The sequence below is a fragment of the Microbacterium hominis NBRC 15708 genome, from assembly GCF_001592125.1.
In the GTDB taxonomy this organism is placed as follows: Bacteria; Actinomycetota; Actinomycetes; order Actinomycetales; family Microbacteriaceae; genus Microbacterium; species Microbacterium hominis.
Genome location: NZ_BCWI01000016.1, coordinates 45,367 through 71,200, shown reverse-complemented (window position 1 = coordinate 71,200; position 25,834 = coordinate 45,367). Strand labels below are relative to the sequence as shown.

17 protein-coding genes are annotated in these 25,834 nt (G+C 70.0%); 10 read left to right on the top strand and 7 right to left on the bottom strand.

All coding sequences use genetic code 11. The features are described from left to right. Positions 1 to 5: 5 nt before the first annotated feature. From MHO01S_RS12520 to MHO01S_RS12510, 3 genes are read right to left on the bottom strand one after another with little or no spacing between them, the layout of a single operon-like run. Positions 6 to 893: a glycine betaine ABC transporter substrate-binding protein gene (locus tag MHO01S_RS12520; RefSeq protein WP_060959657.1), complete on the bottom strand. Its 888-nt coding sequence runs from the start codon at positions 891 to 893 to the stop codon at positions 6 to 8. Continuing rightward, positions 890 to 1,840 (bottom strand): ABC transporter permease, encoded by a 951-nt coding sequence (locus MHO01S_RS12515; protein ID WP_061782383.1) that lies wholly within the window; start codon positions 1,838 to 1,840, stop codon positions 890 to 892. The genes MHO01S_RS12520 and MHO01S_RS12515 overlap by 4 nt, the downstream gene beginning before the upstream one ends. Beyond that, the gene (locus MHO01S_RS12510) at positions 1,840 to 3,126 is read right to left on the bottom strand and encodes a quaternary amine ABC transporter ATP-binding protein (RefSeq protein WP_060959655.1); all 1,287 of its coding nucleotides are present in this window, start codon (positions 3,124 to 3,126) and stop codon (positions 1,840 to 1,842) included. Before MHO01S_RS12510 ends, MHO01S_RS12515 begins: the two co-directional genes overlap by 1 nt. Positions 3,127 to 3,486: 360 nt before the next feature. On the opposite strand from MHO01S_RS12510, the gene MHO01S_RS12505 reads away from it, so the two are divergent. The 3 genes from MHO01S_RS12505 to MHO01S_RS12495 are packed head-to-tail and all read left to right on the top strand — an operon-like array spanning position 3,487 to position 5,494. Continuing rightward, positions 3,487 to 3,915, top strand: coding sequence for a GntR family transcriptional regulator (locus tag MHO01S_RS12505; protein ID WP_060959654.1), 429 nt, complete (start codon positions 3,487 to 3,489; stop codon positions 3,913 to 3,915). Then, complete coding sequence (locus MHO01S_RS12500; protein WP_060959653.1) at positions 3,912 to 4,811, top strand: ABC transporter ATP-binding protein; 900 nt, start codon at positions 3,912 to 3,914, stop codon at positions 4,809 to 4,811. The genes MHO01S_RS12505 and MHO01S_RS12500 overlap by 4 nt, the downstream gene beginning before the upstream one ends. Next, entirely contained in the window at positions 4,808 to 5,494 is a 687-nt protein-coding gene (locus MHO01S_RS12495; protein WP_060959652.1) for a hypothetical protein, read from the top strand. Before MHO01S_RS12500 ends, MHO01S_RS12495 begins: the two co-directional genes overlap by 4 nt. A 27-nt stretch (positions 5,495 to 5,521) precedes the next feature. On the opposite strand, the gene MHO01S_RS12490 is transcribed toward MHO01S_RS12495, so the two are convergent. After that, positions 5,522 to 5,812, bottom strand: a complete 291-nt coding sequence (locus tag MHO01S_RS12490) for a chorismate mutase (protein ID WP_060959651.1) — start codon at positions 5,810 to 5,812, stop codon at positions 5,522 to 5,524. 63 nt (positions 5,813 to 5,875) lie between these two features. On the opposite strand from MHO01S_RS12490, the gene MHO01S_RS12485 reads away from it, so the two are divergent. From MHO01S_RS12485 to MHO01S_RS12455, 7 genes are all read left to right on the top strand, one after another. Next, a complete protein-coding gene (locus MHO01S_RS12485) occupies positions 5,876 to 7,075 on the top strand; it encodes an AI-2E family transporter (RefSeq protein ID WP_060959650.1) in 1,200 nt (399 codons plus the stop codon). 127 nt (positions 7,076 to 7,202) lie between these two features. Further along, complete coding sequence (locus MHO01S_RS12480) at positions 7,203 to 10,040, top strand: discoidin domain-containing protein (RefSeq protein ID WP_060959649.1); 2,838 nt, start codon at positions 7,203 to 7,205, stop codon at positions 10,038 to 10,040. A 189-nt stretch (positions 10,041 to 10,229) separates the two neighbouring features. Continuing rightward, positions 10,230 to 11,477 carry an extracellular solute-binding protein gene (locus MHO01S_RS12475; RefSeq protein WP_231735089.1) on the top strand — a complete coding sequence of 416 codons (1,248 nt, stop codon included), beginning with the start codon at positions 10,230 to 10,232 and terminating at the stop codon, positions 11,475 to 11,477. A 52-nt stretch (positions 11,478 to 11,529) separates the two neighbouring features. After that, the gene (locus MHO01S_RS12470; protein WP_060959647.1) at positions 11,530 to 12,408 is read left to right on the top strand and encodes a carbohydrate ABC transporter permease; all 879 of its coding nucleotides are present in this window, start codon (positions 11,530 to 11,532) and stop codon (positions 12,406 to 12,408) included. After that, positions 12,395 to 13,294, top strand: coding sequence for a carbohydrate ABC transporter permease (locus MHO01S_RS12465; protein ID WP_060959646.1), 900 nt, complete (start codon positions 12,395 to 12,397; stop codon positions 13,292 to 13,294). The genes MHO01S_RS12470 and MHO01S_RS12465 overlap by 14 nt, the downstream gene beginning before the upstream one ends. Before the next feature lie 22 nt (positions 13,295 to 13,316). Beyond that, complete coding sequence (locus MHO01S_RS12460; RefSeq protein WP_060959645.1) at positions 13,317 to 14,753, top strand: glycoside hydrolase family 5 protein; 1,437 nt, start codon at positions 13,317 to 13,319, stop codon at positions 14,751 to 14,753. A 17-nt stretch (positions 14,754 to 14,770) separates the two neighbouring features. Then, positions 14,771 to 16,000, top strand: a complete 1,230-nt coding sequence (locus MHO01S_RS12455; RefSeq protein ID WP_060959644.1) for an ROK family transcriptional regulator — start codon at positions 14,771 to 14,773, stop codon at positions 15,998 to 16,000. 71 nt (positions 16,001 to 16,071) lie between these two features. Here the strand turns inward: MHO01S_RS12455 and MHO01S_RS12450 are convergent, their stop codons facing one another. The 3 genes from MHO01S_RS12450 to MHO01S_RS12440 form a co-directional block, all read right to left on the bottom strand. Next, positions 16,072 to 17,115 (bottom strand): lactonase family protein, encoded by a 1,044-nt coding sequence (locus tag MHO01S_RS12450; protein WP_060959643.1) that lies wholly within the window; start codon positions 17,113 to 17,115, stop codon positions 16,072 to 16,074. Position 17,116: 1 nt separating this feature from the next. Next, positions 17,117 to 18,403 (bottom strand): adenylosuccinate synthase, encoded by a 1,287-nt coding sequence (locus MHO01S_RS12445; protein WP_060959642.1) that lies wholly within the window; start codon positions 18,401 to 18,403, stop codon positions 17,117 to 17,119. Positions 18,404 to 18,551: 148 nt separating this feature from the next. Next, positions 18,552 to 25,781: a DUF5979 domain-containing protein gene (locus MHO01S_RS12440; RefSeq protein WP_082734153.1), complete on the bottom strand. Its 7,230-nt coding sequence runs from the start codon at positions 25,779 to 25,781 to the stop codon at positions 18,552 to 18,554. Between the last annotated feature and the right edge of the window lie 53 nt (positions 25,782 to 25,834).

Genomic DNA, 25,834 nt, shown 5'->3' with positions numbered 1-25,834 from the left:
ACGCCTCACGCGGTGAGGCCGTCGACCCATTCCTGGTTGTCGGCGATCCACTGCTTCACGACGGGGCCGTAGTCGTCGCCGCTGTACTGGTTGAACATGGCGTCCTCGAGCGAGGCGAGCTTGTCGCCCGGCATCGAGAAGCCCGAGATCCAGCCGTGCACCTCGGGGTGGTCCTGCGCGAACGAGGTCGCGGCCACCGAGTGGATGCTCTCGGCATCCCCCAGCAGTCCCTTCGGGTCGGCGAGGTCCTTCACCGGGAACGCGTTGTACGCCCAGTGTGGCCGCCACAGGGTGACGGCGATGTTCTGCCCGGCATCCGTCGCCTTCTTCAGCTCGGCGAGCATGGCGGGCGTCGACGACTCGACGAGCTCCAGGCCGTCCAGCCCGTAGCCCGGTACGACGTCGTCGCCGGTGATGCGCATGAGTCCGGACCCGGGCTCGATGCCGATGATCCGGCCGCCGAACTGGTCGGATGCCGCGGCGAGCTCGTCGAGCGAGTCGATCGGCGCGTCCTCGTTCACGGCGATGGTGAGCCGGGCGTCGTCGTTCCACGCGCCGAGGTCCTCGACCTTGTCGCCGTAGCGCTCCATGTAGTCGGCGTGGGTCGTGGGCAGCCAGGTGTCGAGGACGAGGTCGAAGTCGCCGCGGGCCAGCCCCTGGTACACCGGCGCGACGTCGGCGTACGTGAGCGTCACGTCGTAGCCCTTGTCCTCGAGGATCGACTGCCACAGGTACGACGCGGCGATGCCTTCGTCCCAGCCGTTGAACACGGCGATCTCGATCGACTTCGGGTCGGAGGCGGATCCGCCGGCGCCTCCGGCGCATCCGCTCAGGGCGAGCGCGGTCGCCGCGGTCAGGGCGATGCCGCCCAGAATGCTCCTGGTGTTCTTCATGCTGACGTCCTCTCCATCCGCGTGCTGTCCGCGGATCGTTCGGTGTCAGCCGCGGACTCTCCGCGGCTGGGGCGGGCGTCGTGCCCGCCGGGTCGGGGGGCGGTGCGGGCACGGCGCGGTGCGCGCGGGCGCCCGAGCGCCGAGGTGAGGCGGTCGAGGATCATGGCGATCATCACGACCGACAGGCCGGCCTCGAAGCCGAGGCCCACGTTGATGCGGCCGATGGCGCGGACGATCTCGCCGCCGAGGCCGCCGGCGCCGACCATCCCGGCGATGACGACCATCGAGAGGCTGAGCATGATCACCTGGTTGATGCCGGCCATGATCGACGGCAGCGCGAGCGGGATCTGGATCTGGCGCAGCACGCGCGCCGGGGAGGCCCCGAAGGCGTACCCGGCCTCGACGACCTCGCTGTCCACCCCGCGGATGCCGAGCTCGGTGAGGCGGACGCCGGGTGCGATGGCGAACAGGATCGTGGCGATCATGCCGGGGACCGCCCCGACGCCGAAGAAGATGATCGCCGGGATCAGGTAGACGAAGGCCGGCATCGTCTGCAGGAAGTCGAGCACGGGACGCACGATGCGCGACACGGTGTCGCTCCGCGCCGCCCAGATGCCGACCGGGATCGCGATCACGATCGCCACCAGCGCCGCGACGATCACGAGCGCGAGGGTGTCCATCGCGTTGTCCCACTGGTCGACGGCGACGATGACCAGCAGTCCCAGCGCGGTGCCGAGCGCCAGCCGCCAGCCGCTCACGGCGAAGGCGGCCGCGGCGAGCACCAGGATCAGCAGCCAGAACGGGGGCGCCACGAGCACGGCATCCACCCCGTCGTAGACGGCACCGAGCACGAACGCGACGGCGTCGAAGAACCCGCGCAGCACGTCGCCGAGCACGTCGACGACGGCCTCGGCCCACTCTCCGACGGGAATGCGCAGCGCCTCCATCAGCGACCCCCTTCCGCCGCGGCGTCGACGAGCGGCGTGAACTCCGCCACCATCTCCAGCGGCGTCTGCACGACCGGCATCTCGCGCGTGGTCGGCGGCACGTTGCCGAGCGCCGCGAGCAGCGTGATGCGCGGGATGACGCCGCGCAGGCGCCCGTCGGCGTCGACGACCGCGAGCGGGACGGTCGCCTCGACGGCGGTCTCGACGATGTCGGTGAGCAGGTCGTCGGGGCCGACGGTCGGCACGCGCGCATCGACGATGCGGCGGAGGTCGGTCTCCCCCGACTTCACGGCGCGGATGACCGCCCGATCCGTCACGACGCCGACCAGACGCCGATTCTCGGTGGCGAACACCGCGCCGGCCTGGTTCTCACGCATCGCGCGGAGAGCCCCGCGCACACCCGCGGTGATCGGCGTGGACAGCGTGGGCGGCTCCATGACGGCGGATGCCGTGAGCACACGCGCCCGGTCGACGTCCTGGACGAACTGGGCGACGTAGTCGTTGGCCGGGTCGGTGAGGATCTCCTCCGGCGTGCCGTTCTGCACGATGCGCCCGTCGCGCATGACCGCGATGCGGTCGCCGAGGAACATCGCCTCGTTGAGGTCGTGCGTGATGAACACGATGGTCCGGCCCAGCTCGCGCTGCAGCTCGACGAGCTGCTCCTGCATCTCGCGACGGATGAGGGGGTCAAGGGCGGAGAAGGCCTCGTCCATGAGCAGGATGTCGGTCCCGGCGGTGAGCGCCCGCGCGATGCCGACGCGCTGGCGCATGCCGCCGGACAGCTGGTCCGGAAGCGCGTCCGCGCGATCGCCGAGCCCGACCCGCTCCAGGATGTCGCGGGCCCGCTCGCGGCGCTCCGCCTTTCCGACGCCCTGGATCTCGAGGGCGTAGGCGGCGTTGTCGAGCACGCTGAGGTGCGGCAGCAGCGCGAAGTGCTGGAAGACCATCGACACCGACTCGCGGCGGATGCTGCGCAGCTGCGCGGCGGAGGCCGTCGTCACGTTGCGGCCGTCGATCGTCACCTCGCCGGCGGTGGGGGCGAGCAGGCCGTTGAGCATGCGGATGATCGTCGACTTGCCCGAGCCGGACAGCCCCATGATCACGAAGATCTCGCCGCGGTTCACGGTGAAGCTGGCATCGACGACGGCGGCCGTCCCGGCATCCGCCACGTCGGCGCGGGACTGTCCGGCGCGCAGCCGCGCGACGGCGTCCTTCGGATCGCGTCCGAAGACCTTGAACAGATGCCGCGCCTCCAACAGGGGCGCAGCGGAAACAGCGTCGGTCACAGAACACCTCGGCAGCCCGGTGCACAGGCTGCATCGGTCACGCCCGGGTGACGGCCGCTCGCGCTCGTGCTGAACGCTCGGCGCAGGACATCGGGTCCGCGCAAAGGCCGCCGACCGTACGTCCGCCGGTGCCAACGGGCACGACAGCGGTCGCGGACTGGTCTGGGTCATCGACCCCGCAAGGGGCCGTGCTCCACGGTTTCATCCCTGTGAATGCTCACGCAAATTGGACCTTTCGCCGACGGCTCGCTATCGCGCGTGCGCGCGGGCCGGGCCGCGGGACGCGACGCTTGACGTCCTCGACGTTCTATGGTTACTTAGTCAAGTAACTAACCAAGAAACCGGATGCCGGGAGGTCCCGTGATCGACGAGGGACGCGCACTCTTCGTACAGATCGCCGAGAACGTCGAGGACTCCATCGTGGACGGCAGCCTCGCCGAGGACTCGCGTGCGCCATCGACCAACGAGCTCGCGGCGTTCTACCGCATCAACCCGGCCACGGCCGCGAAAGGGGTGAACATGCTCGTCGAGAAAGGTGTCCTCGTGAAGCGGCGCGGCATCGGGATGTTCGTCGCGATCGGAGCGCGCGAGCAGCTGCGCCTCGAACGCAGGGCCGCGTTCGCCGCACGCTTCATCCAGCCCCTGCTGGCCGAGGCGCGCACGCTCGGCCTCACCCCGGACGAGCTCGCCACCCTCGTCCGCGAGCAGGCCGCCGCACGGCCGGCCTCCGCCGCCCATCCGTCCGCACCAGCCCCGACCGCCCCGTTCCCGGAAGGAGACGCACGATGACCGTCGTCGACGTGACCGATCTCGTCAAGCGCTACAAGGACACCACCGCCCTCGACCGCGTCTCGCTCGCCCTCGAGGAGAACGTCATCTACGGCCTGCTCGGACGCAACGGCGCCGGCAAGACCACGCTGATGTCGATCCTCACCGCGCAGAACTTCGCCACCTCCGGCGACGTGCGCGTGTTCGGGGAGAGCCCCTACGAGAACGCCCGGGTGCTCACCCGCGTCTGCTTCGTGCGGGAGAGCCAGCGCTACCCCGACGACGCCCGACCGGGCCACGCGTTCCGCATGGCGCGCATGTTCTTCCCCCACTGGAACCAGGAGCTCGCGGACGACCTCGTGCGCGCGTTCCAACTGCCGATGAAGACACGGATCAAGAAGCTCTCCCGCGGACAGCTGTCGGCCGTCGGCGTGATCATCGGCCTGGCCTCGCGCGCCGAGCTGACCTTCTTCGACGAGCCCTATCTCGGGCTGGATGCCGTCGCCCGACAGATCTTCTACGACCGCCTCCTCGCCGACTACGTGGAGCACCCCCGCACGATCGTGCTCTCCAGCCACCTCATCGACGAGGTCGCCGACCTCATCGAGCGGGTCATCGTCATCGACCGCGGCCGCATCCTGCTCGACGAGGAGACCGACGCCGTGCGCGGGCGGGCCGCGACGATCGTCGGCGACGCCGACGCGGTGGCCGCCTTCACCGCGGGCCGCGAGGTGCTCCACCGGGAGAGCCTCGGGCGCGTCACCAGCGTCACGGTGCTCGGCGCGCTCGATGCCGACGACCGGGCACGCCTGGCGGCATCCGGCCTCGAAGCGGGGCCCGTGTCGCTGCAGCAGCTGATCGTCCGCCTCACCCAGCACCAGGCCGAGAACGCCGCCGCCGAAGGAGCACTCCGATGAACCGTGTCGTCACCGTCGCCCGCATGCAGTTCGTCAACAAGTACACGTTCGTGTGGCTGCCGCTGATCATCCTCGGCGCCACGCTCGTGCTCTCCATCGCGATCTTCGCGATGATCCCGTACGGCGGCGCGAAGTACGGCGGCGGAAGTCAGGCGCCGATCTGGTACTTCTTCGGCCTGGGCATCATGTCGCTGAGCTACACCTTCCCGTTCTCGCAGGCGCTGAGCATCACCCGGCGGGAGTTCTTCTTCGGCACCATGCTGGCCGCCCTCGTGACTGCGGCGATGCTCGGCCTCGTCTTCGCCGTCGGCGGCGCCGTCGAACGGGCCACGGGCGGCTGGGGGGTGAACGGCTACTTCTTCTCGCTCGACTGGATCTGGACGGCGGGCGCGATCGGCGCCGGCGTCTTCTTCGGCGTCACGGCGATGCTGCTGTTCATCCTGGGGTTCTGGGGAGCCACGATCTACCGGCGGTACGGCGCCCTCGGCCTCACCGTGGCCCTCGTCACGGTCGGCCTGCTGCTGGTCGCCGCACTGTGGCTCGTCGCCCGACTGGAGGCCTGGGCCGCGGTCGGCGCCTGGCTCACCGCGCTGGGACCGATGGGCCTCACGGGCGTGCTGGCGGTCGCGGGGGTCGCGCTGGGGGCGGTGTCGTTCGCGACTCTCCGCCGCGCCATCCCCTGAGCCGTCGGGCCGCGACGCCGGGCGGCGTCAGTCTGCGGCGCCCGCCGCCGTGTGATGGCGGATGACCTCCGCGACGACGAAGTTGAACCACTTCTCCGCGAACTCGGGGTCGAGGTCGGCGTCGAGCGCGAGGCGGCGCAGACGCGCGATCTGCTGCTCTTCGCGGGCGGGGTCGGATGCCGGCATCCGGTGCTCCGCTTTGAGCACACCGACCTGCTGCGTGGAGCGGAAGCGCTCGGCCAGCAGGAAGATGAGTGCGGCGTCGATGTTGTCGATGCTGGCACGCAGGCGCTGCAGGTGCGCGGCGGCGTCGGTCATGTGCTCCCTTTCGTCTCCGCCGACCTTACCGGCTCCGCCGCCGCGCAGCCTTAGAGTGTGACCATGGCAGTAGGCACCGACGAGCCCGGCAAGCGTTCACTTCTGCGGCGCGCGAAGACGCAGACGACGCCCGACGTCGACGAGGGCGGCCGGCCGCCGGCCGCGTCCTCCGCGGAGTCCGGCACGCCGCCCGTGGCACGATCCGGACGGCAGGTCTGGACCACGATCAACCGCCCCTTCGTCGCCGGCTTCTTCCTCACGTTCGGCGGGTTGGTCGCGATCCTCCTCGGCCTCGCCGTCAGCAGCCTCGTGACCGTCTGGATCTACGTCGCCTTCGCCCTGTTCGTGGCGCTCGGCCTCAACCCCGTCGTGCAGCGTCTGCAGCGTCACGGCGTCGCGCGCGCCTGGGCGATCGTCATCGTCTACTTCGCCTTCGCGGTCCTGATCACCGCGGTGGTGTGGCTGATCGTCCCGACGGTCGTCCGCCAGATCAGCCAGTTCATCACCGACCTGCCGACGCTCGTCTCGTCGTTCCAGCAGACGGAGCTGTACGCCTGGGTGCGCGAGCAGTTCGGCGACCAGGTGCCGGTGATCCTCTCCGAGGTGCAGAGGTTCCTGACCGATCCGGGGCACATCGCGGCCATCGGCGGCGGCGTCCTGCAGATCGGCATCTCGATCGGCACGACCCTCTCCGGCATCATCATCATCGTCGTGCTGAGCCTGTACTTCCTGGCCTCGCTGCCCGAGATCAAGCAGGCGTTCTACCGCATGGTCCCCGCGCGCAGCCGCGAGCTGGCGGCGGATCTCACCGAGCAGATCACCGAGTCCGTCGGCGGATACCTGGGCGGGATGGTCGTGCTCGCGTTCTTCAACGCGGTGGTCAGCTTCATCCTCTACACGGTGCTCGGACTGCCGTTCCCCGCCCTCATGGCGGTCGTGGCCTTCTGCCTGACGATCATCCCGCTGGTCGGAACGGTGCTCTTCTGGGGCATCGCCTCGATCGTCGCCCTGTTCGCCAGCCCGCTGTCCGCGCTGATCTTCGCCCTCGCCTACCTCGTGTACATGCAGCTCGAGGCATACGTGCTGACGCCGAAGGTCATGAACAAGGCGATCGCGGTCCCCGGGGCGCTCGTCGTCATCGGCGCGCTCGTCGGCGGCACGCTGATGGGCTTGCTCGGCGCTCTGGTCGCGATCCCCGTGACGGCGTCGATCCTGCTCATCATCAAGAAGGTCTTCATCCCGAAACAGGATGCCGCCATCTGAGGCCCCTGTCATTCTGAAGCCCCTGTAATTGCTGGGCTTATTTTAAGCCCTTGACAAAGTAGACGTCGGCTCGCGATGCTGACCAGCGACGGAACCAGTGGGTGTTCCGCGCTGATCAAGGAGGATCGTGAAACGACATGTTCTCGCCGCGCTGGTCACAGCCGCGGCCGTGGCGGCGACCGCCGTCCTACCCGTGACGGCGGCGCACGCCGCCGCCCTCACCTCCGCCGACTTCCTCAAAGCCAGCGGCAACGTGCTGAAGAAGTCCTCGGGCACGGGCGCCGCCGTGAACCTCCGGGGCACGAACATCGGTGGATGGCTCACCCAGGAGGACTGGATGTCGCCGCTGGGCGAGTTCGCCGCCGACCGCACCGGCTGGACCGCGACGGCCTCGGCGGGCATCCCCGCGAACGCGCTGGACGGATCGGGCACGAGCCGATGGACGACCGGAGCGAACCAGGCCGGGGGCGAGTGGATCCGCCTCGACCTGGGGGCGCCCACCCTCTTCAACCGGCTCACGATCGACAACACGGCCAATGGCGGCCAGTGGCCACGGGCGCTCACCGTCGAGACCTCGTCGAACGGCTCGACGTGGACGAGCGTGGCGAACCAGCCCGGAGCGGACGGTCTCACCACGGTGAAGTTCAGCCCGCAGGTGGCGCGGTACGTGAGAGTCACGCAGACCGGCACCGCCGCGGCGCCGTGGTCGGTCGGTGAGATCAACCTCTACAGCGACCCGGTGCTGTTCAACGGCACGCACACGGCCACCGCGACCTCCAGCGCCCCCGGCACGAACGCCCAGATGACGCTCGACGGCAACGTCTCCACCGTGTGGCAGAGCGGCGCCCCGCAGGCGCCCGGACAGTCCCTGACGGTCGACCTGGGCCGCAACGTCGACATGGACAAGGTGCTGTTCGACGCCGGCGCGGCCACGGCGAACGACTATCCCCGGGTGTACGACGTGTTCACGTCGTACGACAACGCGAGCTGGACGAAGGTGGCGAGCGGCTACGGCGCGAACCGCGTCGTGCAGGCCGACTTCCAGGGCACCAAGAACGGCCGCTACCTGCGGATCACGTCCAACGGCACCTCGTCGCAGTGGTGGTCGGTCGCGGAGATCGCGATCTCGAGTGGAACCTCGCTCGACCGCGGCGGATGGGCCGTCACCTCCTCGGTGGGCGCCTCCCCCGCGAACATGCTCGACGGCACCACCTCGACACGGTGGAGCACCGGCGCCGCGCAGGCACCGGGACAGTCGGTGACGGTGGACATGGGCGCGCTCATCACCCTCAACAACGTCACGACCGACACGGCCAAGAACACCACCGACGAGGACGACTGGCCGCGCGGCTACACGCTCCAGCTGTCGCGAGACGGGTCGAGCTGGAGCACCGTGGCCACCGGTGCGGGAACCAAGAAGGCCTCGACGATCGGGTTCACGGCGCAGGCGGCGCGCTACTTCCGGCTCACCCAGACCGCAAGCGCGGGCAACTGGTGGTCGATCGGCGAGCTCACCGCCGGTCTCTACAACGACGACTACTCGCTGACCAACACGATGACCGCGCGCTTCGGCGCCACCACCACGGCCTCCGTCGTCGGCACGCACCAGGACACCTGGTTCACGGCGAACGACCTCGACGCGATCCAGGCCACGGGGATGAACTTCATCCGCGTGCCGATCGGGTGGAACGTGTTCCTGAACCTCGACGGCACCTGGAAGTCGAACCCCTGGTCGAAGATCGACTGGGTCGTGAACGAGGCGGCATCCCGCGGGATCTACGTGCTCATCGATCTGCACACGGTTCCCGGCGGCGGCTGCCCGTGGGGCTCCTGCGGTCGCATCGGCCCGAATCCCAACGGGTTCTGGGGCAGCGCCACGTATCAGAACTGGGTGGAGGACATCTGGAAGAAGATCGCGACGCGCTACAACGGCAACCCCGCTGTCGCCGGCTACGACCTCATCAACGAGCCGCTGATCGACTACAACGAAGACAGCGACGACGTGGCCCAGAAGAGCGACTACTACAACCGGCTGTACACCGCGGTGCGCGCCATCGATGCGGATCACGCGATCTTCCTCGGCGCGTTCTTCGGCCTGGACAAGCTGGCGTCGCCGTCGACCTACGGGTGGACGAACGTCGTCTACGAGTACCACCCGTACGACATGCCGAACTCGAAGGACTGGACGGCGCAGAACCAGCTCGTGACGAACGAGCTGGGCGGACTGGCCGCGAAGCTGTCGAATCCCGGCGTGCCCATCCTCTACGGCGAATACTCGCTGTACTACAACGACGACGTCTGGGCACGGTTCATGGCGGGCCTCAACGCCTCGCAGGTGTCGTGGTCGAACTGGTCGTACAAGGTCAAGGGATCGGCGGAGGACGGCTTCGCGTACTGGGGCATGTACTACGACGATCGCAAGCCGGTGCCGGTCATCAACAGTGACGACGCGGCGACCTACCAGTCGAAGCTGTCGCAGTTCGGCACGGCCAACTTCACGCAGAACGCGCGCTTCGTCGCCACCATCGCGAAGTACTCCGGCGGCCTGTCGAGCTTCGCCCCGGTCGCCGTGAGCCACTCGGGCTGGACGGCGACGGCATCCACGACCGCGGCCGGCAGCACAGCCGGCGCGGGGATCGACGGTGCGAACGGCACCTCGTGGAAGAGCGGTCAGGCCATGACCGGCGGGGAGTGGTACCGCATCGACATGGGTGCGACCCGCACGGTCGCGATGGTGACGGTGCAGACCGACAGCGGATCGACGTGGGACTACCCGCGCGGGTTCACCGTCGAGACCTCGCTCGACGGGTCGACGTGGTCGACGGCCGCGACCGGCATCGCGTACGGCTGGAAACGCCCGATCTCGATCGCACCGACGAGCGCCCGCTACATCCGGATCACGCAGACCGGAGTCGCGCCGCAGTGGTGGTCGATCGACGAGGTGACGGTGTACTCGTCCTACTGAGCACGATCGGCGCAGGGGGTCGCGATGGCTGCGGCCCCCTGCGTCGTGTGCGGCGGATCTCCTCTTGCCGCCAGATCCGACATGCCTTAATCTAAGGCTTAGAGAAAGGACGAAGGAGTCTCTTCCCGTCCTCTCGCCGCCGAGTCCCGACTCGGCACCGCACCTCCTGCACCCCGAAAGGACATCTCGATGAAGAGAATGCGCTGGCTCGCTCTGGGCACCGCCGCCCTGACCGCAGCCACCCTCGCCGGATGCTCGTCATCCGCACCCGGCGACGGCGGCACCACCACCACGGAGCTGACCGTCTGGGTCATGGGCGACAGCTCCGCCCACTTCGACGCGCTCGTGAAGCCGTTCGAAGACAAGACGGGCATCGACGTGAAGACCGTCGCCATCCCGTGGGACAGCGTCGACCAGAAGTTCACGACGGCGGTCGCCTCGGGCGACGGGCCGGACGTGCTGCAGATCGGGCTCTCCAAGCTGCGCACCTACGCCGACAGCGGGGCGCTGCTCACCCTCGACGAGGCGACCCTCTCCGGCCACGAGAACCTCGCGGCATCCCGCTTCGTCGACGGGGTCGCCGGAGACGCGACCGCCATCGGCGGAAAGGTCGTGTCGGTGCCGTGGGTGTCGGACACCCGCGTGCTGTTCTACCGCAGCGACATCCTCGAGGCGGCGGGCATCAGCACCCCGCCCGCCACCTGGGACCAGCTGCGCGCCGACGCGAAGACCCTGGCCGGTCGTGGCGACGGATCGTACGGGTACTACATCCCCCAGTGGGACAGCGCCCTCCCGGTCATCATGACGTGGGACCAGGGCGGCGACATCGTCGACGGCCAGGGGAAGATCGACTTCGACACCCCCGCCTTCGACAAGGCCGTCGACCTGTACACCGGGCTGTACGCCGACAAGAGCGTGCCGACGAACAGCGACTTCGACCAGACGCAGGGCTTCATCACGGGAAGCACGCCCATGCTCGTCAGCGGCCCCTACCTCGCGGCCGCCATCTCGCAGTCGGCGCCGGAGCTGGCCGGCAAGTGGAACGTCACCACCGTGCCCTCGGGGGCGAAGGACACGTCGCTGCTCGCCGGCTCGAACCTCGGCGTCTGGGGCTCCACGAAGAACAAGGACGGCGCGCTCCAGCTGCTCGACTACCTGTCGCAGCCCGACGTGCAGGTGAGCTGGTACCAGTCCGACGGCCAGCTGCCGACCGTGAAGGCGGCGCTCACCGACAGCGCGCTGACCAGCGATCCGATGGTCTCCGTCTACACGAAGCAGCTCGCGTCCTCGCGCCTGCTGCCGCTCGTGCCGAACTGGGACGGCGAGACGGGGAAGGCGCTGCTCGACGCGCTGAACTCGATCGTGCTCACCGGGGCGAACCGCGATGAGGCGCTGACGACGCTGTTCACCACCACCGCCGGGACCCCCGCGAACTGAGCTCCGGGGGTGCGCGGCGACCCGATCGCCGCGCACCCCCGGCCCTGAGGCCATGAAGAACCGCATCGTCCCCTATACGTTCATCGCTCCGGCGATGCTCCTGCTCATCGTCTTCGGCATCCTGCCGATCGCCGTGGCGCTCCTCGTGAGCTTCACCGACATGAATCTCGCCGGTCTCGGCAACTGGTCGCGCATCCAGTTCATCGGCGCCGACAACTACACCGCGCTGTTCGCCGACCCCGACTTCTGGCAGGCCCTCGGAAACACGGCCCTCTTCGCGGTCGTCGGCGTGCCGAGCGTGATCGTGCTGTCCCTGGCGATCGCGCTCGCGCTCAACCGGTCGCAGGGCCGCTTCTTCCGCGCCCTGCGCTCGTTCTACTTCGTCCCGGCCATCACCGCGATCGTGGCCGTGGCCCTCGTGTGGGGCTACCTCTACAACACGCAGTTCGGCCTGTTCAACTACCTGCTCTCGCTCGTCGGGCTGCCCCCGGTCCCCTGGCTCTCCGATCCCACCGTGGTGAAGTTCTCCGTCGGGCTCGTCGCCGTCTGGCGCGGCCTGGGGCTGAACGTGATCATCTTCCTCGCCGCCCTGCAGGGCGTGCCGAAGGAGTACCTGGAGGCGGCGGCGATCGACGGCGCGTCCGGGCTGCGACGCATCTTCTCGATCGTCCTCCCGCTGCTGCGCTTCGCCATCTTCTTCGTCACGATCACCACCGTCATCGCCTGGCTGCAGTTCTTCGACGAGCCCTTCGTGCTCACCAAGGGCGGCCCGCTCGGCTCCTCGACCTCCATCGCGCTCTTCCTCTACCAGAAGGGCTTCTCGTCGAGCCAGTTCGGCTACGCGAGTGCGGGCTCGGTCGTCCTGGTCGCCATCATCGCGACCATCACCATCGTCCAGCTGCGTCTGAGGAGGTCCGATGTCGACCACTGAGCTCGTCACCCGCGGCGGCCGCCGCCTCGCCTCGCATCCATCCGCGTCGCGCGGCGGGCGCCCGGGACGGCGCCGCGGACGCACCGGCACCATCGTGATCGGCGCGCTGCTGACCGTCGGCGCGCTGATCACCGCGTTCCCGTTCCTGTGGATGATCTTCGCCTCCGTGAAGCCGCGCAGCGAGTCCGTCGCGTTCCCCCCGCAGCTGCTGCCGCGCAATCCGACGCTCGAGTACTTCATCCAGCTCTTCACCGAGCTGGACTTCGGGCGCTACCTCCTGAACACCCTGCTCATCGTCGTCATCTGCATGGTCGGTCTGCTGCTCATGGCGGCGGCCGGCTACGGCTTCGCCAAGTTCGACTTCCCCGGCAGGGATGCCCTGTTCTTCCTCGTGCTGGTCACGATGATGATCCCGGGTCAGGTCACGATGATCCCGAGCTACCTCATCCTCAACGGGATGAAACTCACCAACACACTCATCGGCATCGCGCTGCCGATGCTGGTGTCGGGCTTCGCCGTGTTCCTCTTCCGTCAGTTCATGGCCACGATCCCGACGGAGATCCTCGAGGCGGCGCGGATGGACGGCGCGGGCGAATGGCGCATCTTCTTCCGGATCATCCTGCCCATGTCGGGACCGATCCTCGCCGTCCAGGTTGTCCTCACCTTCATCGCCGGGTGGAACAGCTTCCTCTGGCCGCTGATCATCGCCAACGACCAGGGCCTGTACACGCTCTCGGTGGGCATCTCGCTGCTCAACCAGCAGATCTCCACCAACCCGTCGCTGCAGATGGCGGCCTCGACGCTGATGGTCGTGCCCATCCTCATCGTCTTCGTCGTCTTCCAGCGCTACGTCGTCCAAGGGTTCGCCCTGTCCGGCCTGAAATGAGGCCCCGCCCGTGAGGAACACCATGACCCCGCCCCTTCGCCCCCGCGGCTTCGTCCGCGCCGTCGGCACCGAGCTCGTCGATGACGACGGACCCCTGCTCCTTCGCGGTGTGGGCCTCGGCAACTGGCTGCTCGCGGAAGGGTACATGTGGCGCTTCGGCGACGAACTGGCCTCTCCGCGTCAGATCGAAGCGCGGATCGCCGCTCTCGTGGGGCCGGTGCGGGCGGCCGAGTTCTGGCGGCGGTTCCGCGACGAGTTCGTCACCGAGAAGGACTTCGCCCTCATCGCGGCGCAGGGCTTCGATCACGTCCGCCTGCCGATCAACGCGCGCGGCGTGATGGACGACGACGGCCGCTTCCTCGACGACGGCTTCGCGCTGATCGCCCGCGCCGTCACCTGGGCCGAACGCCACGGCCTGCGGGTGCTGATCGATCTGCACGGCGCGCCGGGCGGGCAGACGGGGACCAACATCGACGACTCGCCCCGCGGCATCCCCGAGCTGTTCATGTCGGAGCGCCACCGCGCGCACACGGTCGCGCTGTGGCGCGAGATCGCCCGCCGGTTCCGCGACAGCGAGACGGTGCTCGGCTACGACCTTCTCAACGAACCGCTGCCGAACGAGTGGCAGCACCGCTATCAGGACGACCTGGTCTCCCTCTACCGCGAGCTCACCGCGGCGATCCGCGAGATCGACCCGCACCACCTGCTCATGTACGAAGGCAGCCACTGGGCGACCAACCCCGAGCCCGTGCGGATGCGCTACGACGACAACCAGGCCGTGCAGTTCCACCGGTACTGGTGCGCGCCCGACGAGACGAGCATCGCCGACTTCCTGCAGCTGCGCCGCGAGTCGGCTCTGCCGATCTACATGGGCGAGGGCGGCGAGAACACGCCCGGCTGGGTCTACGCGGCGACGCGGCTCTACGAACGCCACGGCATCGGCTGGAACTTCTGGCCCTGGAAGAAGCTCGACACGCTCACCTCCCCCCTCTCGGCGCGGGTGCCGGAGGGGTGGGAGCTGATCGCCGACCCGACGGCGACGCTCGACCCCGACCGCGCGTGGCGCATCCTGGAGGAGTATCTCGCCGCCGTCGCGGTGGAGCGTTGTGAGGTGCGCACCCCGGTGCTCGATGCCCTCTTCGCGCGCCCCGACCTGCAGCTTCCCGCCTGGACGGGACGCAGCGGATCGGGCGAGACCTCGATCGCCCGGTTCACCGCCGCCCCCGTCCCGGAGGGGATCTGGCATCACACCGCGGGGGCCGCCTACCGCAGCGACGAGTACGTGCCGGTGGAGGTCACCGCCGACACCCCCCTCTCCTTCGGGTTCTCCACGCGCCCGGCATCCTGGCACGTCGACGCCGACGACCCCCGGGCCGTCTCGGCGCGGTGGGACGACGGGCGCCTCCAACTCACCGCCACCCGGCCCGTGCTGGTGCGACGACTCGAGGTGCGCACATGACGGGCTATCGTCGAACCATGAGTGCACAGGCCCGGGGGGCCGGCTCCCCGGCACGCGCCTCCGCGACCGTCACGACACTGCGTCAGCAGAACCGGGCGGCCGCGCTGCGCTTCGTGCTCCAGCAGGGCGAGACGACGCGCGCGGACCTCGCCCGGCGATGCGGCTTCTCCGCGGCATCCGCCGCGAACATCACGTCCGAGCTGATCGACGACGGACTGCTCGCGGAAGTGGGATCCGTCTCCTCGCGGGGCGGACGGCCCATCTCGCTCATCGCCCCGCGCGCCGAGGGCGCCTACGCGATCGGTGTGGATGTCGGCGAGCGCGGGGTGGCGGTCGAGCTCTTCGACCTGTCGCTCACGATGGTCGACCGCGAGTTCCGCGGCGGACGCCACGATGAGACTCCTGACGGCATCCACCGCGATCTCGTCGAAGCCGTCGCCGCCCTGCGCGCGCGCAACCAGGAGCGGTGGCCGCGCGTGCTCGGCATCGGGCTGGGCCTGCCCGGCGTCGTGGAGACCGGACCGGACGGTGCCCAGGTGCTCTACGCCCAGAGCCTCGGGTGGGAGCCCTGGCCCCTCCCGCGCGACCTCGATGCAGACCTGCCGGTCTTCGCCGAGAACGGCGCGAAGACGCAGGCCCGGGCCGAGCTCTGGTACGGCGCCGCCCGCGGCATCGACCATGCCGTCGTCGCCCTCCTCGGGCGCGGCGTCGGACTCGGCGTGATCACCGACGGGTCTCTCGCGCACGGGGCGTTCAGCAGCGCGGGCGAGTGGGGTCACACGAAGATCAACGTCGGCGGTGCGCGCTGCCGCTGCGGGCAGAACGGTTGCGTCGAGGCCTACTTGGGCGCCGATGCGATCCTGCACGCGTGGCAGGCGCGCGGCGGCTCGTTCGACGGGTCGGGATGGCAGGCGGTCGGCGCGCTCCTCACCGCGGCGGACGGCGACGCGGATGCGCGCGCCGTCGTCGACGACGTCGTCGAGGCGCTCGGTGCGGCGCTCGGCAGCGTCGTCAACCTCACCAATCCGGAACGCGTCGTCGTCGGCGGATGGGTCGGGATGCGGCTGATGGAGCACCGGTCGGCGCAGATCGCCGACGCCGTGCGGCGCAACTGCCTGCACCGCCTCGGGATGCAGTTCGAACTCGTGCCGGCGACGTTCGGCGGCGACACCGTCGCACTCGGCTCGGCGCTCATGCCCATCACCGCGCTGATCGACACGCCGCGCAGCGAACTGTTCGCGGTCTAGTCCCCACCCCGGCATCCGCCTGTTCTGGGCAGACGGCCTGCGTTGAGCACGCGGGAGGCCCGGCGACGAGGTCAGGATGCCGGGAGCACGCAGGTCGGCGACGGGGCGTCGACGCGACGGCGGGCGCGGCCGGGCACCCCGGTACGCTCGTCGAGCGCCAGCGCCACGACCTCGTGGGAGAGCTGACCGGCGACCAGCACCGTATCGCGCACGACCACGTGGTGGCGAGGCCCCTCGACGCCCGCGTCCACCAGGGCGACCGGGCGCAGCTCGGCCCCGTCCCCGCGCACTTCGAGCACCGCCAGCGTGTTCGAGCCGCGGAGACCGGCGTAGACGTAGCGACCGTCGCGCGAGAAGGCGAGCTCGGCCGCGGCATCCCCGGGGAGCGCGGCCGGCGACAACGGCACGCCGCCCACGACCCGCCACTGTCCGTTCGGGTCGGGCGCCAGGGCGTAGAGCTCTGTGGACAGCTCGGTCACGACGAACAGGTGCCCCGACGGATGCCATCTGCTGTGGCGCGGTCCGGTTCCGCGCGGAAGCACGACATCGCGCGAGCCCTGCCCGCCGTCGCCGTGCCAGAACCGCACGAGGTCGAAGCCGAGATCGGTCGTCGCGACGGTGTTCCGCGGAAGGAAGCGGACGTGGTGGGCACGCGACGGGCGGGGAGGCGTCGCCGATATGCCGCCGAGGGCATACGGGTCTTCAGCGGCGGCCAGATCGGCCGCCGTGACGGGTCGACCCTCGCCGTCGAGGCGGATCCGCACCAGCCGGCCGTCACCCCAGCAGGCGGCGATCACGGTGTCGCCCGAGGGGGCGACCGCGACATGGCACACCGCCTCTCCCGCCGCGACCGGCTCACCGAGCGGGGCGAACGACTCGTCGCCGATCCGCCGGAACGCCTGTACGAGACCCCGATGCTCCAGCGCCGCGTAGACGACGGGCAGGGAAGGATGCCACGTGATCCACGACGGCGAGTCGGCGCGCACCGCGGTCGCCGCGCGCCGCGACAGCTCCCCAGCGGCGGAGGCATCGTCGGGATCGCCCGCGAGGAGCACCCCGATGCCCTCGGCCGCGCCACCCCCGTCGGCGGTGTAGCCCCCGAGGAGGAAACGCACGTCAGTCGACGAGGTCGTGGCGCACGATGACCGCGTCGCGGGCGGGGCCCACGCCGATCACCGAGATGCGGGTACCGCTCATGGCCTCGAGCGCGAGCACGTACTCCTGCGCCTGCACCGGCAGGTCGTCGAAGGTCCGCGCCCCCGAGATGTCGTCCTTCCAGCCGGGGAAGAACTCGAGGATCGGCGTCGCGTGGTGGAAGTCGCTCTGGTTGACCGGCACCTCGTCGAACCGCTCGCCGTCGACGTCGTAGGCGACGCACACGGGGATCTCGTCGAGACCCGTGAGGATGTCGAGCTTGGTGAGCACGAGGTCGGTGATGCCGTTGATGCGGGTGGCGTACCGGGTGATCGGGGCGTCGTACCAGCCCACACGCCGCGGGCGGCCCGTGGTCGTGCCGAACTCGAAGCCGCGCTTGCGCAGCCACTCGCCCTGCTCGTCGAACAGCTCGGTCGGGAAGGGGCCCGAGCCGACGCGCGTCGTGTACGCCTTCACGATGCCGACGATGCGGTCGAGGCGGTTCGGTCCCACGCCGGAGCCGGTGGACGCGCCGCCCGCCGTCGCCGACGACGACGTCACGAAGGGGTAGGTGCCGTGGTCGACGTCGAGCATGGTGGCCTGGCCACCCTCGAAGACGACGACGTCGCCGGCATCCAGAGCGCGGCTGAGCAGCAGCCCGGTGTCGCACACCATGGGGCGCAGGCGCTCGACGTAGGAGAGGAGGTCGTCGACGATCTCGTCGACCGTGATGGCCCGGCGGTTGAAGACCTTCACCAGCAGGTGGTTCTTCTGGTCGAGGGCGCCCTCGACCTTCTGGCGCAGGATGTTCTCGTCGAACAGGTCTTGGATGCGAATGCCGACGCGGTTGATCTTGTCGGCGTAGGTCGGGCCGATGCCGCGACCCGTGGTGCCGATCATGCGCTTGCCGAGGAAACGCTCGGTGACCTTGTCGAGCGTGCGGTGGTACTGAGTGATGACGTGCGCGTTCGCGCTGATCTTCAGGCGCGAGGTGTCGAGGCCGCGCGCGTTGAGCGCCTCGAGCTCGGCGAAGAGCACCTCGAGGTCGACGACGACGCCGTTGCCGATGACGGCGTTGACGCCGGGCGAGAGGATGCCGGAGGGCAGCAGGTGCAGCGCGTACTTCTCGTCGCCGATGACGACGGTGTGACCCGCGTTGTTGCCGCCGTTGAACTTGACGACCCAGTCGGTGCGGTCGCCGAGGAGATCGGTGGCCTTCCCCTTGCCCTCGTCACCCCACTGGACGCCGACGATGACGATTCCTGGCATGGACAGCTCCCCCGTTTTCGGCCTTCTGGCGCACATCGGACGGTTGCACCGGGAATGCCGGTACACCCCATCCTATCGAGCACCCTCGACACCGCCCCGCCGCGGTCGGGCGGTGCGCACCTGGCGTACGCACCGCCCGGTCGGCGGATCAGACCTCGCGGCGACGGCGACGGGTCAGCAGGGCGATGCCCGCGAGCACGCCGCCCACGCCCAGGCCCGAGAGCGCAACGATGATCGCCGAGCTGCCGCCCGTGGCCGGCAGCGGCTTGTCGAAGCGGTTGTCGACCGCGACGGCGATCGTCGTGTCCTTGCCGATGGTCAGGGATGCCGGGTTCTTCGCCGGGGCGCCGTCGACGGTCACCGTGACCTGCGTGGCGTCACCGGTGCGCGACTCGGTGAGCACGCACTCGGCATCCGTTGGCAGGTCGGTGTAGACCACCGGCGTTCCGACGACGAGGTCGCGCACCGCTCCCCCGGGGATCGGCAGGTCGGCCCCGTACCAGGTGCAGACGAGCGTCACGCCGAACGTGTCGCCGCTGTGCGCGGCGGAGGCGGTGCCGGAGACCGTCTTGGTGACCGAGATCTGGCCGGCCGTGAACGTGTTGGCGATCGTCATCAGCTGCGGCGTCTCCCCGCCGACCAGCTTGATGGTCGCCGAGGTCCCCGTGACGGGATCGGCGTCGTCGACCGTGATGGTCGTCGCGTCGGCGTGGCCGGTGACGGTCTCGGTGACCTCGCACGTCGCCCCCACGGGGAGGTCGGCGTAGGTCGCGCGGTAGTCGTTGTCGGCCGTCAGCTGACGCTCCGACCCGCCCGGGACCTCGAGCGCGGTGACGGTGCCGTCGACGACGTAGGTGCAGACCGCGTCGACCGTGAACGGACCTGCCGCACCCGGGTTGAGCAGATTGCCCTCGCGCTCCTTGACGACGTCGAACGAGGCGAGGTCGAAGCGGTTGGTGGCCGTGACGGTCACGTCTCCGATGCCCACGGGGTCGGTCGCGGCGACGATGGTGACCTTCCCGTCGGCGGGGTCGAGGGTCGCCTCGGTCGCACCGCCGGTGGTCAGCTCCGTCACGTCGCAGAGCGTGCCCGCCGGGTAGACCCCGAAGCTCTGGGTGTCGCCGCCGCGCAGCGAGAAGCGCTGATCGAGCAGCGTCTGGCCCTGGTAGACGCAGACCGCCGAGAAGTCGAACGCGCCGGTGCCGTACAGGTCGGCACCCGCCCCGGTGACGTCCTTGGCGACGGTGAGGCGCCCGGCGTCGTAGCCGTTGGTCACGGTGACCTCTGCGGCATCCACGCCCGGGGTGACCGTCGCGGAGCCGTCACCGGCGTCGTCGACGTTCGTGCCCGTGATCACGATGTGATCGGCGAAGAAGTCGTCGGTCTCCGTCAGCGTGCAGCTCGCACGAGCGGGGATCCGGTCCGCCGGGGCGTTCCAGGTCTCGCCGGCCGCGAGGGTGAAGGTCAGCGTGGTGGTGCCCTGCTCGTCGAACACGACCGGGCTTCCCGTCGCGCTGGTGCACGACAGCGAGAAGGTGAACGGTCCGAACGCGCCCGACGTGGCCTCGGTCTGCACCTGCTTGGTGACCGACAGTCCGGTGAACTGGTAGTCGTTCGTGATCGCCGCGATCTGGGCGACGGGGATCTCCCCCTCGGTCCCGTCCTGCGGGGCGGCCTCGGTCACGGCGACCGTGGTCGGCGACCCGGTGCGCGACGTCTCGCCGAACGCGCCGACGTCGCCCTGCTCGGTGACGGTGCAGGTCGTGCCGGCCTCGCTCAGCGGGATGCCGTCGATGCGCGCCGCATAGTCACCGGCCGCGCTCAGGGTGACGGTGGATGCCGAGCCGAGGTCGAGCGGGACCCCACCGGCGGTGCAGACGACGTCGGCGAGGAAGCTCGTCGGCGCGTACCGCGAGGCGGGGCCGGTGATCTCCTTCGTCACGCCGATCGACCCGAAGCGCAGGTGGCTGCCGACGACGGCGGGCGCGATCTTGCGGAACGTGCTCTCGGTGGTCAGCTCGTACTTGACGCCGTACTGGTTCCACGCGAACTGGTCGGTGGCCGGGACGACGGCCGACGCCCCGTCGGGACGGTCGGCCGAAGCCAGCCGGTTGACGGTGGAGAAGGTGACGTCTGCGGCCTGACCCGGGGTGAGGGCCTTCGCCGTCGTCGTGCGGAAGTCGAGGTGCACGCGGATGCCGGTGACCTTCGTCCAGTCGGTGTCGGCGGACACCGCGGTCCACTGCTCGCCGCTCTGCTCGCACACGGGTGCGGTCGTCAGCGTCGACCAGGTGTTGACGCAGACATCCGGGCTGCTGGTGACCTCGACGGTCTGGGTGGTGCCCGCGGGCGCCGCGACCTTGAGCGAATCCGCGACGAGCTCGGGGCGCAGCGTCGACCCACGGCCGGTGCCGGAGATCAGCAGCGTGTCGCCGGGCGTCGGGAGCTGGTCGAAGACCGTCATCTCGGCGACCGGGACGGTGCCGGCGTTGACGTTGTGCAGCACCCAGTCGTCGGTGCCGTCGACCTGGGAGTTGGCGACACAGGGGGCACGGAAGTACCCCTTGCCCTGCGCGACGAGGTTCTGCTGGCAGATCGCGTCGGCGACGCCGGGCTGGTAGGCGCCCGGGAGCGAGCCGACGACACCCTTGACGGTGTACAGGTTCGAGCCCGCGACGACGCCGACGTAGTCGGTGGTGCCGCACGTCGTCGGGTCGTTCGCGAACGCGCTGGTGGTCGAGCCGCCCGGCACCGTGTTGCGGCAGGCCGTCAGCTGTTCGGCGGTCTGGATCGTCATGGTGTTCGTGGCGCGCTCGCCCTGGGCGAGACCCGGCTGCAGCTCGAGGTAGAGGCGCACCTTGAAGACCTCGCCCGGCTTCATGCGGTCACCGTCCGACGGCCACGTGAACGTGACCGTGCGCCCGTCGGGGCTGAGGCCCAGGGTGACCTGGTCGGAGAGCAGACCGTCGGCCTGCTTCGTGTAGATCGGTGCCGGCGTCGCGAGGAAGTTCAGCTCCGCGGGCAGCGTGTCGGTGAGCTGCGACACCGTGAGGTATCCCGTCCCGGTGTTCTGGAACGTCAGATCGAACGGCACGGGCGAGCCGACCGAGACGAGGCGGTCGCCGTTGTTGCTCAGCTTGTTCACCGCGATCTGGTGGGTGCCCTGGGTGAGCGTGACCTGCGCGGCGGCCTGCTTGCGGCCCGAGTCGTTGCCGTCGGTGCGGGTCGACTGGGACGTCTGCGTGTTGGTCACCGTGTGGTCGAACACGACCGGGCCGCTGGCGTCGCGGTACGTGTCGCGCACCACGACGGAGAACGCGGCCGAGGCCGACCAGTTCGCCGCGGGCAGGGTGGAGGAGAACAGTCCGCCGTCGGCGCGGGTGAAGGTGAACCGCAGGCCCTGGACGGCCCCGGCATCCACACCGGCGGGCAGCGCGGCGGTCGCCGCCGGCGTTCCGAGCACCCACGCGGCACCCGTGTACGCGTCGACCTGCACGCGATCCGCGCCCGCCGGGAGCGTCACCGTGCCGAGCGCGACGAAGTCGAAGGTGTTCCAGAAGTCCGTGGCGTCGGCCTGGTCCTCGATGACGACGACGTTCGGCGACAGCGTGCTGCGCGGGTTGGAGCCCTGGTTGGCGCCGAGGGTCACGGTGACGGGCGTCGCCTTGGCCGGCTGCGCGATCGAGGAGGGGCTGATCGACTTCGTCGGGGTGATGTTGACGTCGCCGCCCGTGAGCACGACCTTCGCGTCGGCGACGTCGCCGGTCTTCGTCGTCGGGGACAGCACCGGGTCGTAGGACTGCGCGAACACGCGGTTCGCCACATCGACGGTCTTGCCGGCAGGGAGCACCTGGGCCGCGCCGCTCGAGCGCAGCGCCGGGCGGAGCCGACTGTCGATCGTCATCGTGAACCGGTTGTCCTGGTCGATCGTCCCCGTGCCGCCGGCGCTGACGCCGCGGAACGTGACGCTCACGCCGACGACGTCGGCGAGCTGGTCCGCCGTGAAGGCGTTGACCTCGGCGATCGTGTGCGACGTCGTGGTGTAGACGCCCCCCGCGTAGTGCAGGAGCCACACGGTCGAGCCGGCGGCGTCGATCTGGCCGGGGATGGTCGCCGCGATCGAGATCTTCGTCGCGGTGAAGCGGTCGAAGGGGCTCGGGGTCCCGGCATCGGTCAGGTAGTCGGTCTGACCCGACGTGTCGAACGGGTCGGCGAACGCGGCGCTCACGTCGGACTGGCAGCCGCCGAGTGCGGTCTGGCTGCAGGTCGCCGGGTCGGTGAGGCGGATCGCACTGGCCTTGGCGGTCGAGTCGTTGCGCGCCGTCATCGTCCACTGCGACGTCGGGTAATCCTGCGCAGGGGTGCCCTGCACCGGGGTGAAGATGGCCGACGTCGGGGATGCCGACTTGGTCACCTTGACGCCCGGGGGCTGGTTGATGATCTGGATCGTGTCGTCGTCGCGGTCGGTGACCACCGGGCCGCCGGCCAGCGGCAGCGACGAGATCTCCACCGTGTTGTCCACGACACCGGCGGTCGAGGTGTTCAGCAGGGAGGCCGCCGTGACCGGCGTGGCATCCGCGCGCGTGACATCGCGCAGCTGCCAGGTCAGGGCGAACTGACGCTGCACGCTGCCGGAGCCGACGCCCGAGCCCGGCGCGGGAGCGAACGGGTCGAAGGCGGGACCGGTCTGGCGCGCCGCCTCGCGCGCGGCGGTGTCGGCGGCGGTCTCGTCGAGGACGAGGCGAACGGCGGTCGTCTTGGCCGACTCGTCCGCGGTGAGGGTGTAGCCGACGAAGCCGCGGCCGGAGCTCATCCAGCTGCCGCCCGGAGCGGGCACCGTGTGCCAGCTGTTGTCGAAGAACAGCTCGACGGCGGTGACCGTGTCGTACTTGAGGTACCACCCGTTGCTGTACGGGTCGGAGCTGGCCGCGATCGGGCGCACCGCGACGAGGTCGAACGCGTCGAAGACGGTGGCCTTCGGGTTCGCCGCATCCGTCGCCGGGTCGGTGATCGTCACGGGAGCGTAGCCCGACGAGACGTGCCAGCCGAGCGTGGTGTCGGCCTGCTGGCCGGACTGGGCGTTGACGAAGTCACGGTTCCAGCGCTTCTGGATGTCGGGGCCCGGTCCGGGCGGGTTGTCGTCGGTCTGGATCGTTCCCGGAGCCGTGTCGCGCGCGTCGTCCGTGAGCGGCTTGCCGCCGTCGCTCACGCCGTCGACCGTCGCGACGGCCGTGTTCGTGTAGGTCGTGGGACGGTCGGGACCGGGGGTCGTGGCGCCGCCGCTGCGACGCTCGCTCTGCGCCTCGAAGACGAGGTTCGGCGTCACGTTCGTGGTGTCGGAGAACCCGGCGTCGCTGTGGAACGTGAAGCGCACCCCCTCGACATCCGACGGAGCCAGCGGTGCCAGCGCGGCCGCGACCTGCGCGGCATCCATCTCGAAGACGAACGCCTGGGCCTGGGCGGGGGCGACCGCGAGGGTCACCCACGTACCGTCCGGACGCTTGACCTCGACGGTCAGGTCGGCCGTCGCGGGGACCTGGGTCGGCGCGATGGCGGTGAGGTCGAACGCGTTCCAGAAGGCGTTCTGCGAGCCGTCCCATGCGTCCTCGACGACGATGTCGTGGATCAGCGCGCCGTCGCCCGTCGCGTCGGCGGTGGTCTGGAGCGACGCGATCACGCTGTCACCGGGGCCGACGGGCGCCCCCGGACGCACCGTCTTGTCGATCGTGACCGACACCGACGGGTCGATGATGACGAGCGTGTCGCTGTCGGTGGCGTCGGCGGTCAGCCCGTTGGGTGCCGTGACGGTCGAGGTGACGCGGTTGGTGAGGGTGAGGCTCGGCGCCCCGCCCGTCGCGTTCTCGGTGGTGTCGATCTCGAACACCGCGGATGCCGGGGCGTCGGCCTGGATGAGCGTGCCGGTGAAGACGATCTCGAACCCGCTGATCGGGGCCGACGGGGCCGACGGGACGGCACCGTCGGCGAAGGCGACGTCCTGCGTGCCGCCGGCGGCGAGGTGGTAGACGACGGTCGCGGAGGAGGCGCCGGCCGGCCAGACGGGGGCGGCGGTGAAGCCGCCGAACGCGATGTCGGCGGTGAAGAAGTCGAGGTCCGCGATGCGCAGCTCGGCCACGGGGACGTCGCCGTTCGTGGCGGAGAGGGTCGCCGCGGCCTTCTGGCCGGCGGTGATCTGTCCCGGCTCGATGTTCTTCGTGGTCTGCACCGTGGGCATCGACGGCGTGACCGTGTAGTTCGCGGTCGCGTCCTTCGTCGCGGAGCGGCCGTGCGCGGTCGCGGTGCCGGTCGCGACGTTGTCGACGCGGTGCTCGGCCTTGGAGAGATCGGCACCCGTGCCGCGCTGCGTCGCCCGCTGCGCGAGGCCGAGGTCGAAGCGCACCTCGTCGCCCGGCGCGATGGTTCCGTCGCAGGTCAGGCGGATGCCGCCGACCTGCGCGTTCGTCACGCCGTCCGGGAGGGTCAGCGTCGCCGACGGCACGCCGGCGGTCCACGTCCAGGCGGTGCCGTCGAAGACGTACGCGTCCACCTGGACGGTCGTGCAGCTGGCCGGGACGGCGACGGCCTCGAAACCGGTGAAGTCGGTGATCGTGAACGGGTTGCTCGCGTCGAGCGTCGCGGCGCCCTCGGTGGCGGCCTTCGGCTCCTGGATCACCAGCTGGTCGACGTTGACGTTGGAGGCGTTGGAGATCTTGAGCGCGATGTCGGAGTGGGCGCCGGGCTCGAACGACTGGCGGGACGGGGTCCAGGTCTTCAGGTCGTCGACGCCGATGTTCTCGGGGACGTCGATGTTGATCGTCGCGGAGCTGTCGACCGGGTTGGCGTTGGTCGCGGTGACGGCGGCGGTGTTGACGATGTCGCCGCTCTCGCCGGCGGGGTAGTCGTCGGGCACCCGCAGGCTCACCAGCATCGAGAACGTCGTGCCTGCCGACATGCCGACCCCCACCGGGGTGTCGGTGGTCTCGGTCAGATCGACCGTGACCTTGGTGTCGGCGGCGACCTTCGCCGGAGGCGTGGCGCTGCCGCCCGTCCAGGTGGCCGTGTAGGGCGTGGTGTCGGGGGTGAACCGCACGGCCTCGATGTCGAAGCCGACCAGTCCGGCCGGGAAGGCGTCGGTCAGCTGGGTGTCGAGGCAGTCCTGCTCGGAGCAGGTCACCTTGACGGTGTAGGTGAAGGTCTCACCCGGCTGCGGCGTGGGCTTGTCGACGCTCTTGTCGATCTGCAGGTAGTCGCCCGGACCGGCGGCGGCGACCGCGGCGGGGGCGACGGTGCCCACCACGCCCCCGATCGCCAGGAGAACGACCATGAGCCCCGCCAACAGCGGATGCTTCGCGGACACGACGGAAGAGCGCGCAGCGCGCATGCCAACTACCCCCAAGGTAGAGCGCCCCTGCAACCGACCCCACGTCGGTGGCC